This is a genomic window from Nonomuraea sp. NPDC052129 (genome assembly GCF_040680095.1).
Lineage (GTDB): Bacteria > Actinomycetota > Actinomycetes > Streptosporangiales > Streptosporangiaceae > Nonomuraea.
In genome coordinates this window covers 1-11,023 of sequence record NZ_JBFAVX010000071.1, presented here as the reverse complement: position 1 = coordinate 11,023, position 11,023 = coordinate 1, and the positions used below count along the sequence as shown (strand labels likewise).

Genomic DNA, 11,023 nt, shown 5'->3' with positions numbered 1-11,023 from the left:
CCGGTGCGGTGAAAGTCGCACGCCGGGTTCGGAGGGCGGGCCGGAGAAACGGACCAGCCGCAATGCTGACACCGCGCTTCGGTCCGACCCCACAGTCGATCGCCCCAACCATGTCTATTGAGTACCGAAGTGAGCGATCGTCACGGCGTTGACTGGGGACTTGTGCCAGCTTTCCGGGCGCGCGGGCGGTGCGTGCCCGGACCGGCCGAAGAGCCGCAGCCGGGCACGCTTGCCGACCGGCGCGCCCGGCGGGCCGCGCAGCGGGCCGCCTTTAAAGACGTAGAGAAAGTTCTCATCCATTCGAACTTCATGGCCTCTGACCTGGTTCTTTGTGACGATGCAGTCCGGAGTCAGTATCGGATGATGCTTGACGTTGGCGCTCGGCGTCGGTGCGGTGGTCCTGTGCTTCAGCCGATAATGGACGGCTCCGAAGGCCGTCACGGTCGTCGACCCGCGCACCGTGGTCAACCCGGTCCAAGCCCGGCAATTGCTCGACGCCGTGCCCGAGGTGGGCCGCAAGCGCGGTCCTCGCCTCAAGGCGCTGTTCGCCTGCATCTATTACGCGGCGCTGCGGCCGGAAGAGGCGGCGGACCTGCGGCTGACCAACTGCACGCTGCCTGAGAAAGGCTGGGGCCTGATCGTCCTGGAGAAGGCGCGGCCGCAGGCAACGAAGCGCTGGACCGACTCCGGCCAGACTCACGAGTCGCGCAGTCTGAAGCACCGCGCGGACAAGGAGACGCGTGAGATCCCGATCCCGCCCGTTCTGGTGGCCATGCTCCGTGAGCACGTCGCTGAGTTCGGCACCGCCAAGGACGGGAGGATCTTCAGCACGAGAACCGGTGGCACCTACTCCAGTTCGGCGCACTCGTACGTCTGGCAGGAAGCCCGCAAGCTCGCGCTCACTCCGGCTCAGGTCGCCTCGTCGCTGGCCGGACGGCCGTACGACCTCCGTCATGCGGCGGTGTCGCTCTGGCTGAACGCCGGTGTCCCGGCTCCGGAAGTCGCCAAGAGGGCTGGACACAGCGTTGACGTCCTACTGCGGGTCTATGCCAAGTGCATGGATGGCCAGGAGGAGCAGATCAACGGCAAGATCCACGATGCCCTGGACACATAGCCCGCATTCATCCGCTTCCGGCCCCGCTCGTCCGGGGCCGGTTCGTCTTGCAACTATTAGTTCTAACTGAGGCCCTCGTCGATGGCGCTGACGAGTAGGGGACCGTCGAGTAGGTTCGGGGTCAGCGACACGCCGGTGATTCTGGCCGCCAGCGCGAACACCCGGGCCAGGCCGTGTTCCGACAAGTCATCCCACACCTCCTCCCCTTTCGCGTCGTCTTCAGGCTCCTGCGGCGGCAGCCCGACCGCACGCATCAGCTCGTTGAGCCGATTGGCGTCACTGCCGTGCCGATCGCATGGCCAACTCGGGATGAAGTTGGTGACAACCGTGCCATCGACGGCATAGAAGAATGAATCTTCGGCGTAGTCGTGCCGCCCGACAGCCACCATCTCGCACCCGCGGGACAGCATGGTCGCGGTCTCCCACGATGTCGCGCACCAGCCCCATAGCTCGATGGCCACGCTCCAGGTACCGACCTTGACCACTCCGACGTAACCACCGCCCTGCCCGCCGCCGGTCTCCTCGACGAACTCGAACACCTCCTCGTCCAGCTCCCGGAAGGTCATTTCCCGCCCGGACGCCTCTTTGGAGCCGAACCTGCGCAGCACCTCCACGGGGTCGAGCTCGCGGAAGAACGACACGCAGTAGATGTCACCCAGGGGGTTCTGCGGACTCCCATCAGGGCCTTGCAACCACCGGTAGGGAGCGAGGAGGTCGGTCGTCATGCCATGAAATGTTGCCAGACCTCACCGACAAGATCGCCGGTCTTCGCTGGGACGGTTCCACCAGGCCGCTGCCGACTTACGCCCAGACCAAGCCATATAACCCTCACCATTGAAGGTCTCTAGTACCACAGTGCGTGTAATTCCGGTTGTTTATAGGGATGTGTGAGGCATTTACCGGGATTAGCTGTTGTGCTTGACTCCTCCCTTGAAACCACACCCTCCGGGAGGGTCCATGGGGGAGTTCGTCGGGATCGACCCCAGCCGGGCGGAACAGCTCATACGCGAGATGGAGGGCGGCAAGGACGTCCTGGGCCGCACGCGGCACGGGTTGGAGGCGGCCATCGCCGAAGCGGGTCCGACGTGGACCGGCCCCGCGGGGGTTGCGGCCATGCACCGGTCCTGGGCGTTCTTCGACGAGACGCAGCGTGATCTCAAATGGCGGATGGACACGCTCAAGCAGATGGTTCCGAGTTCCGGAAATGGCCTGCTGAGCGTGTTCTTGCCCTTCGAGAGCGAAGCCGAGGCTGCACGTCAGGGGAAAGCCGACGCGAAACCCATCGCAGAAGCACTCAAGCAGCATGAGATCGAGAGCTCCATAGAGACCTGGCGGAAGGTCACTGCGGCTACGGCGGCCACGAAGGAGAAGCTGAACGATCCCGCGTACGCCGCTGCCTTGCTGAACGCCCTTGGGCCGGACAAGTTCCGCGCGCTGTTCATGCACTGGATGAAGGACAAAGGTCCGGCCATGGACAGAGGGCTTCCGCCTGCCGTGCTCCAACAGGGCCGGGAGAGTCTGGGACCACTGGCCGAGGCATACGCCAACGCAGAACGCGCCGGGCGGCTGGGGGAGGAGTGGCGCGGCAAGTTCATGGAATCTACTCAGCCGGGCGTGCTGACCGCGATGATCGCGATGTCCAAGCCGTCGAGCAGACTCCTTAACCAGGTGGCGCTGCGCGTGCTGGGCCGTCCACTGGGGGCAGACCTTCCGACGAGCCCCAACTGGAACCTGAACGCTCTGGTGGAGGCGTACAACGCAGACCCGCAGGCGCTGCAAACGCTGCTGGCTGACAACAAGGACGCCGCAGGCTGGCTCCTGCATCCCCAGCGCGCCCGGATGAGCGGCGTCGCCGGCCTCGAAGCGAAGCTCGCTGGCGCGTTGGACAAGGCGTTGAACCCAAACGCCGGAACAGCCGGTGTTCGCGATCGAGCCTGGTTCAACATCATCCGGGGGATGGGCGCCGAAAACAGTCCGTGGATCGGCGGTTCGTGGGGCACGATCAAGGATTCCCCGATCAGCGAGACCTTGGCCAAGAACGTGGCCCCCTATCTCGACCAGCTCGCCCGTGGACAATCCAAGCGGGACTCCCCCGAGCTGAAGTCGGCCTTCCCGACATCGCCATGGGACACCCTCGCCGCCGATGATGCTTCCCGGTTCATGGGCGGCTTGATGCAGGACAAGGATGCGGCGAACATCCTGATGAAAGCGTCACAGGACTACACGCTAGGCCTGGACATCGGCCGGTTCCGGCCCTTCGGAGATGAGGCCACCCAGGACCAGTACACCTCCCGCGCGGCACTCGCTGGAGGCGCGGCGAATCTGATGCTGAGCGGCTCAACGCACGCCGAGTGGACCGACGACGAATACGCCGACTGGCTCGCAGGGGTCGCGCTGCTGCCCGTGTCGTGGCTTTCCAACAAGTACTGGCCCATCCAGGACGCCAACGTGGCCACCGCCCGAGACGCTGGGCTGGATGAGGCCAAGGACGGACTCAAGGGCGTGATCACGGATTACTTCGACAAGAAGACCCCCGCGACAGCAGAGTATGTAGCGAATCGCATCGTGCAGCGACAGGCTGAGTGGGTGAACGCATCCCTGAATCAGCACGGTCAGAAGCCGTTGACGGAGGCTCAGCAAAACGAGGTTCGTATGGCGTTCCGTGGGCGGCTTTATGATGCCTTGGCTAAGGCGCTGAAACAGCGGGGAGGTTGAGCGTGACCATCCCCAGCCAAAGCCAGTTGCTTCGACAGGCCGCAGAAAAGGAGATGCTCGCCACGGCCCTCACTCGGTTTGCCGAGGAACTGGACAAAGTCTTCGCCGGCACGCTGGCACGGCCTCAGGAAGTCGATGCGTTCTGGAAGGGGCCGGCTGCGGGACGCTTCACCTCTCATGCCGGGCAGTTACGCAGCGAGATCGGCGTACTCCGGGAAAGCTGCATAGCCACGGCTGATCGTCTTCGCAAGCAGGCCCAGCTTGTGCGGTCCGAGGCAGCTCAGATGCCCAGTTAGGCGCGCCTGATCATTTGCTTCGTTCGTAACAGCGGGTCTTGCCGACGATCATGATATTGGGCTTCTGTCCGTTGCGCACAGTTATCAGGAATGTGATCCCGGAGACTGGATGCCGCATCACGGCTGTGCCTAGATTCTCGTCAGCAAGATCCGAGTTATCCACGATGGTGTCATAGCCCTGCAGTCCTAATCCGCTCGCCATCAGACCTGCCGCATTGCTCGGCGAGCGCTGAGATGGCAGGCCTTTGAGGTCGCCCTGAGCGCGAAATAGACGCTGCACCTGGCCTTTCAAGCATCCTATTTCGCTATCCCGGTTAGCTCGTTCGGTCGCACTGGCGGAGCCCGTGGTGGCCAGATCTTGAGAGACCAGTAGTTTGTCGCCGTCCGCGATGAGCTGCTTCGAGGCCTCATCCAAGGTGGGCCTGTCGGAGTCTCCTGAACAGCCTGTCAGGGCGGCAAGAGAGACGAGCACTGCGGCAACAACGGACAGTTGGCGAGCATCTGGGCGCACGCTCCGGACACTACCTAACCTCTACTCCCACGTACACCTCGTATGCTTGCCGGGCACTGAATACGTTCATGGAGCAGGAGCGCTGAGGGCGGTCGATGGGTCGCTGGGACGGTGTAGGGCTTACGCCAGCAGCACGGGGGCTGTGGTCGCGCGTGATCTGGGCAAGCTCGGCGCGATGGTGGCGTGCGTCATTCCCACCGTATGACACTTTACGGCCAGGCCATATTTGAGTAAGAGGCTGTCCCGGACGTTGTGGTCATGGCGGCGTCATCTAGTAAACACTAACCAGCAATCTACATCACACTCGCCTTCATTTATCGGCAATTCGATGGCTTCATAATGTGATGGGCGACTTTCTGGATCTCATGGGGAAGCTTCTCGCCGTCTTCGCCAGATGGCTGGATTCGGTCAGTCCGATACCTTGGCCTCTTATCCTTGCACTACTCTTTCTGCCGTTTATGGCTGTACTTCGGGTGATGCTCTGGGTGTTGAGGGGCCGAGTCTGGCCAGTCGCCTGTAAGTATTACCATACTCAGCAATCGCGTGCCGATAAGCCGTGCAGAACCCCGGTTGCGGGCGAGTGAAAATATTGCAGACATCACAAAAGGCCCGGCCGTAGGATGTCGGACGGGCATGTTATTATGAATATCCCTCGCTGGCAGGCAAGAGCGAGGAATGGACAGTTCGTGGATCGCATGGACATCAGAGGGGTGGGCTTCGTTTCTCTCCTCTCCAATCGCGAGACCTTTCTTTTCTATAAGGGCATCGCCAAGCGGCCCGGGTTGGTGTGCAGGCGGTGGCGCGAGCTCTTGAAGAGCTGGAGGGAGGGTCTAAGACGGTTTCGCGCGATACGTCCAAGGGATCTCATCCCCAAGCGGGCTTCAGCGGAACAGGTCCCGAGCGGTGTCGCCGAGCGTATGCCGCGAGTCGTTCGCGCCACCCGACTCACGCTAGTCTCGTTTGCGCTCGGACTGGCCTTAGTCGTGGCCTCCGTCATTGCCGAGGGCACCTGGGGGGCGGGCTATCAATACGCTGCAGCCGCTTCCTTTATCCTCGCCTGGGAAGCCATCCGTTTCGGGGTCTGGAAGAGTCCAGATGATGAGAAACGGTGGTTGCGCGCTGCATTGATCGACACCGGCAAGGTAATGGGTGTGCTCTTAAGCGTCGCGTTCGCAGGCGCCTTCGTGACGCAGCTCAATGAAGCTGTCGAACAAAACGCCCGAACAGCGTCTAGCTTGAGGCGCTCGGACCGAATCATGGCTGAATGCTCGCCTGCGCTGCATTTCGAACTCGAATCCATATCTACTGCTGGGATCATTCATCACGAATCCCGCAGTCTCCTCGATCATGCGAGTTCCGCGGCTGGAACGCTGCCGGGTCGCACGGGTGAAGCGGCATAGCTCAACGTCTATCACAGCACGTGCCTATCACGGATGATGGCGATTGCGTCTACGGTATCGGCTACCACGTGGTCAGCTTGGCGTTCGTGCCCCGGCCATGTTCCTCGATCGATCCAGATCGTACAAAGTCCGGCTGTCTGTGCTCCTTGAATGTCGGCGATGAGGTTGTCGCCGACCATCCAACCGCCCTTGGCGAGGCTGGTTCCGCACCGCTGAGCGGTGATCTCGAACAGGCCGGTCTCGGGTTTCCTGATGCCCTCAACTCCCGACACTGCGTAGCCGTCGACCGCGTTGGCCAGGCCGGTTCGCCGGAGCTTGCCGAGTTGGTTGTCCGCGATGCCGTTCGTGACGATCCCCACCCGCCATCCGGCGGCGCGCAGGTCGGCCAATCCGGTTAAGACGCCGGGGTAGCCACTGCACGAGGTGGGGCATGCGTCGGCGATAGCCGGCCCATAGTTCCTCGACCGGTTCCGCGAGTGCGAAGCGTTCGCGCACCTTGCCGAAGAAGACCTCTCGATGCGGGTGCGCGTCTCGATCCTGAGAGACAAGCCAGGCAAGGTTCTCGAGGCCCAAGTGCTGTTGCTCGGCGAACTCCTCCGCCCACCGGAGAAATGCGGTATCGAGGTCGATTAGCGTTCTGTCCAGGTCAAAGAGGGCAAGGCGCTGCACGACGCCAACTTTAGACCGCCGCTCGCAGCAGCCGGTCACGCGACCTCTGGTCCATACGACCACCAACCTGGCCCCGGACTTCGTCTCCGTCTACCGCCGATGGACGAGGACAGCCGCTCATTCCTGTTGCGGCACACGTCCGGCACGCGATGGCGTTGGAGGGGAGTCTGCTTGTCGCGTCCCAGCACTACGCGACCCCCTAGCGGCTTGTCGAGCCTGATGACGTGTCCGGTTCCCCCGCAGAAACCGGTGCCCTGTGCGGGAGCGTCGAGCCCAAGGACCACCACGTCGAGCACCTCGTGGCCTCGTAGGCTGATACCTCCGATGTATTGACGACCCTAGCGCTCGGTTGGCAAGTTCCATCCATCTAGGCAGCCTCTCATTGATAGGGATATAGATTACTAAAAGGGCAAAGGGCGTAAAGCTTGAAGCGCTGAGGCTGAGAGGGAAGGCGCGGCAGCGCAGGGCTGGAAGGAGTGTCCAGGGCGGACGCGTCTCCGCGCTGTGGCCTGTACGGGGCTGCGGGTGGGCGGCGGGATATTCGATCTTGGTTCCAGTCCATCCTGCGTCGTTTGTTCAATGGCTTGTGAACGCGTCGTGCCCGCCGCACATGGCGACGGGCACTTTAAGTATTTGCCTCTGTTTTTCGTTTTGCAGTCGTTGGAGTTAGCGAAGAGTAAGAGTGATTTCTACTCCAGTGCGAACGGTGGCAACTACTATGATGGCGCCCGCGATTAGCCACGCGCCACGCTTGAGATATTGAACGATAAGCTCCGTGAGAGAGTTTGTATTAGATTCGGCGTCTGTCTGCAGCTTCTTAACGCTTAGTTCTTTGTTGCCTTTGGCTTCGTCTGGTTTGTCATTCACGTCAGTTCCTCCTCTTCCATTTCGTGGTAGAAACTGACTGCCAGTAGGATTCCCATAATGATTCCCGTACTGACTAATAGCTGCGGGGCGCATAAGATACACTGGGATTGCTAGTCCAGGTTCTGAACGCTGGATTCCATTCGGCAGTCAGTTCCAGCGGAGGTCCAGGCCCAGGCAGGCCTGGACCTCCGCCTTTGTTTCCTGCTCATGGTAGCCGTATCCGATGCCCTTGTGATGGGTACTTTCTCAGGGAAATGGCCAATGCGGATGCCCTGGCCCATTTGAGCAGGGCAAATGCGCGCGTAAAAATTTCTGAGCGCTGTGCATTTGAGCACGAGCTCTTGATCAATGATGAGACCTACGGCGTTCAGGGTGAAATAGAAGGACCGCTAAAGGCCTCCTCGAAGATTCCGATCTTGCCCGTGCGTGATGCGTCCTGCCTGCTGTCCGAGAGCCTGCCCTGTATGGCGGCCCGTATAATTGGTGAAGCGTTCTGGTGGGTGTGTGCCGGCGCAACCGTGACGTTCCAACAGCTGAAGATCTTGAGCTTGCTGTCCAGTCCTCCCGGGCGGGTCGCTGGCGCGCACTTCCTTGCTCCGGCCAGTGTGTGCTCTGCCCTCATGGCGTTTTGGCGGTGGGGACTACGCGGAGCGATTCATCGGATGAATGCTAGAGCTGTGTACCGCAGCCACGCAGGTTGGTTTGGAGTCTCAAGGTCCAGACAACGTGGTGATGGACGCCGGGAAGCGTCTCGGTCGGCTTGTGATACAAGCCCGAGGACGGTCGGCCAATGCGAAGCTGTGAGAAGGGAACGTGTCCATGATCATCCCCCGTATGTCCCCTGATCAAGGTCCTACGGCTGCATACGGGTGCTCTCGGCGGCCTACGAGGGTCCTGGCAGGCAAAAGACCTGCGGTTGAGAAACCGCAGGTCAACGCACGAAAAGCCTGGTGGAGAAGAGTGCCCCCGGCAGGATTCGAACCTGCGGCACCCGCTTTAGGAGAGCGGTGCTCTATCCCCTGAGCTACGGAGGCGGACCCCGTAAGCCTAGCGAAACTACGGCAGTGTGTGGGACGTGGGGCGGCGGTGAGTTTGGCGGGGTGGGTCATGGGTGCTCTGAGCTGCAGTAAAGGCATGGCAAGCGATCAGATTGTTGCGCATCCCGCGTGGATAGCGTCGGGTCTGTGACCAGAAGGCGACGTAGTCAGGTGCGTAGGCGGCCTGTCGTGTTGATTGCGGCTGTGTTGGCGCCGGGGATTCTTGCTGGGGGGTTGTTGGCGGGGGAGCTCACCGGCTATGAGAGGGCGGCGGCGCAGCGGGGGATGCGGGCTGGGGTTGGGGGGTGGGTGGGGTTTGAGCCGGTTTTGATGCCTGCGCCTGCTCGGCCTGATCGGTGGTACGAGGGGGTGGTGCCAGCGGTTGTGCGCGATGCTGCTCCGAAGCCGCAACTGCAGGAGGGCGAGGCGGGGGTGGTGGCGCCTCCTCCTGCGCCTGTGGTCGTGGAGCGAGGTACTACGGCTGAGCCTGTGCGTACGGAGCAGGCGTGTGCGGGGGAGTGGGTGGATACGTGGCTTTGGAAGTCGTGTCGGGAGCATGAGCGGCGGCCCAAGCGGGAGGCGACCGGACTCGAGCGGGAGGCGGCTGGCCCCAAGGGAGAGGTGACCGAGCCCAAGCGGGAGGCGGCCGGCCCCAAGCGAGAGGTGGCTGGGCTCAATCGGGAAGTGACCGAGCCCAAGCGAGAGGTGACCGAAGGGGGAAGCGAAGACGGAAGTGAGGGTGGAAGTGAAGGAGGGGAGGCGGATGTTTTGGAGTGGTGGTGGCCTGCTTGATGTGTTCGCTGAAGATGGTGCTGTTCCGACTGTGCTTGGCCTCGTCTGAGTGTGTATGGCTCCGCTTGCCTGTGAAACCGAGTGCGCGTTGATCCGACCGTGAGGAGTGCGGCAGTCGCCTGCCCTGCCACCCACCCCAATGGATGCCGCACATGACCGCTGCGCCACCCCCAGGGTCATCACATGCCCCACTGGGCCATATGCCCGTGAGGATGCACCGGCTCCACAGGTGGGCGGATCTGTCCGTGATGTACCCCTCCTACCTGCGACGACAAGCCCATGAAGGCAGCCGCGAAGGCAGTTGGACGTACAAAGTGGTTCTTTCGCGGTCATAACAGCTCTTCTGACTTCGGTCCGGGCACTCGGAGGGCTGTAGTAACGTGCGTGCCGGACCCTGGTAACAGAGTTGCAAACGGAGGAGTCGACGGTGCCATCCCCTCGGTCAGCGGGTCTGATCGCGGTTGTCATGGCCATGACTTCCCTGGTCATCCTGCCGGCGGCCACGCCTGCCCACGCCGAACGGCGGGATCCGGCGACCCTTACCGAGCTTCGCAAGGAGGCCGAGAAGTCGGCCAAGGAGCTTGAGGACGCGACCAAGGCGCTGGAGAAGCGTCGTAGCGACATTGCCGCCTCCGAGAAGAAGCTGACGGGCACGCTCAACACGCTGCAGGAGGCGGAGAGGAAGCTCGCCGTGATCCGGCAGCCGGTGGCGCAGATGGCGGAGTTGTTGTACGAGCAGCCCGTCGGTGGTGATGGGGTTGCGCCGTTCCTGTCCGGTGATGCTGACGCGGGGACGTTGCGGGCCATGACCAACACCGCTCATATCGTGGCGAATCGGCAGCAGGTGGTTGAGCAGACCAGCACGCTCTTTAAGGAGACGGAGCGGCTGGCCGGGGAGGCGCAGGAGTTGCGGGCGTCGAATCTGCTGGCCGAGGCGCAGATGGCGGTGGAGATCGACACGCTCAGGCAGCGGTCGGACAAGATCGTGAAGTCGTTGACCGCGGCGCTGGTGAAGATGGGTATCAAGGTCGACAAGGTCGGGCGGGCGGCGCTGGGGTGCAATCCGTTGCGGGCGGCGACGGCCAACTCCTATCCCAATGGGTTGATCCCGAAGGCGATGTTGTGTCCGTTGCAGCAGAAGGGGCAGAGCCTCAGGGCTGATGCGACGATCGCCTTCGTCAGCTTGAATGAGGCTTATCGGAAGCGGTTCGGTAAGCAGATGTGCGTGACCGACGCGTACCGCAGCCTGGCTGAGCAGCAGTCGGTTTACTATCGGCGGCCGGGGTTCGCGGCGGTTCCGGGGCGGAGCAACCACGGTCTTGGGCTGGCCGTTGACCTTTGTGGTGGGGTGGAGCGGTTCCGGTCGGTGGAGTTCGTCTGGATGGAGAACAACTCCAAGAAGTATGGGTGGTTCCATCCGTCCTGGGCCTACAGCAGCCCGTTCGAGCCGTGGCATTGGGAGTACGACCCCAAGAAGGATTCCGTTCTCTAGGCGAGGTTCGAGATCTGTTTCGGCACAGCCGGTGACGTATCCATTCACGCCTGTGATTGATCAGGCGTTTTGCGGTGGCATCCAGGGGTTCCCGGCCAGGGCGTCACGGAGGGCATCGAGTGGGTGGATG

General features: G+C 62.3%; 10 protein-coding genes and 1 tRNA gene. 5 read left to right on the top strand and 6 right to left on the bottom strand.

The window, feature by feature from the left end; translation table 11 throughout:
• Positions 1 to 114 precede the first annotated feature (114 nt).
• Complete coding sequence (locus AB0L53_RS58940) at positions 115 to 468, bottom strand: hypothetical protein (RefSeq protein WP_364015760.1); 354 nt, start codon at positions 466 to 468, stop codon at positions 115 to 117.
• On the opposite strand from AB0L53_RS58940, the gene AB0L53_RS58935 reads away from it, so the two are divergent.
• The gene (locus tag AB0L53_RS58935) at positions 461 to 1,114 is read left to right on the top strand and encodes a tyrosine-type recombinase/integrase (protein ID WP_364015757.1); all 654 of its coding nucleotides are present in this window, start codon (positions 461 to 463) and stop codon (positions 1,112 to 1,114) included. The genes AB0L53_RS58940 and AB0L53_RS58935 overlap by 8 nt on opposite strands.
• Before the next feature lie 62 nt (positions 1,115 to 1,176).
• Here the strand turns inward: AB0L53_RS58935 and AB0L53_RS58930 are convergent, their stop codons facing one another.
• Positions 1,177 to 1,839, bottom strand: a complete 663-nt coding sequence (locus AB0L53_RS58930) for a DUF6461 domain-containing protein (protein ID WP_364015754.1) — start codon at positions 1,837 to 1,839, stop codon at positions 1,177 to 1,179.
• A gap of 232 nt (positions 1,840 to 2,071) precedes the next feature.
• Between AB0L53_RS58930 and AB0L53_RS58925 the strand changes: the two genes are divergently transcribed.
• Positions 2,072 to 3,829 (top strand): hypothetical protein, encoded by a 1,758-nt coding sequence (locus tag AB0L53_RS58925; RefSeq protein ID WP_364015751.1) that lies wholly within the window; start codon positions 2,072 to 2,074, stop codon positions 3,827 to 3,829.
• Positions 3,830 to 3,831: 2 nt separating this feature from the next.
• Positions 3,832 to 4,125, top strand: a complete 294-nt coding sequence (locus tag AB0L53_RS58920) for a hypothetical protein (RefSeq protein WP_364015748.1) — start codon at positions 3,832 to 3,834, stop codon at positions 4,123 to 4,125.
• A 10-nt stretch (positions 4,126 to 4,135) separates the two neighbouring features.
• Here the strand turns inward: AB0L53_RS58920 and AB0L53_RS58915 are convergent, their stop codons facing one another.
• A complete protein-coding gene (locus tag AB0L53_RS58915) occupies positions 4,136 to 4,636 on the bottom strand; it encodes a hypothetical protein (RefSeq protein ID WP_364015745.1) in 501 nt (166 codons plus the stop codon).
• A gap of 686 nt (positions 4,637 to 5,322) precedes the next feature.
• On the opposite strand from AB0L53_RS58915, the gene AB0L53_RS58910 reads away from it, so the two are divergent.
• A complete protein-coding gene (locus AB0L53_RS58910) occupies positions 5,323 to 6,036 on the top strand; it encodes a hypothetical protein (RefSeq protein WP_364015743.1) in 714 nt (237 codons plus the stop codon).
• 11 nt (positions 6,037 to 6,047) lie between these two features.
• Here AB0L53_RS58910 and AB0L53_RS58905 read toward each other — a convergent pair whose 3' ends face one another.
• From AB0L53_RS58905 to AB0L53_RS58895, 3 genes are all read right to left on the bottom strand, one after another.
• Complete coding sequence (locus tag AB0L53_RS58905) at positions 6,048 to 6,425, bottom strand: HAD family hydrolase (protein WP_364015740.1); 378 nt, start codon at positions 6,423 to 6,425, stop codon at positions 6,048 to 6,050.
• A 946-nt stretch (positions 6,426 to 7,371) separates the two neighbouring features.
• Positions 7,372 to 7,572 carry a hypothetical protein gene (locus tag AB0L53_RS58900; RefSeq protein WP_364015737.1) on the bottom strand — a complete coding sequence of 67 codons (201 nt, stop codon included), beginning with the start codon at positions 7,570 to 7,572 and terminating at the stop codon, positions 7,372 to 7,374.
• Between the two features lie 961 nt (positions 7,573 to 8,533).
• Positions 8,534 to 8,606: transfer RNA gene (locus tag AB0L53_RS58895), tRNA-Arg, on the bottom strand.
• Between the two features lie 1,267 nt (positions 8,607 to 9,873).
• On the opposite strand from AB0L53_RS58895, the gene AB0L53_RS58890 reads away from it, so the two are divergent.
• Positions 9,874 to 10,893 carry a D-alanyl-D-alanine carboxypeptidase family protein gene (locus AB0L53_RS58890; RefSeq protein ID WP_364015734.1) on the top strand — a complete coding sequence of 340 codons (1,020 nt, stop codon included), beginning with the start codon at positions 9,874 to 9,876 and terminating at the stop codon, positions 10,891 to 10,893.
• Positions 10,894 to 11,023: the final 130 nt, after the last annotated feature.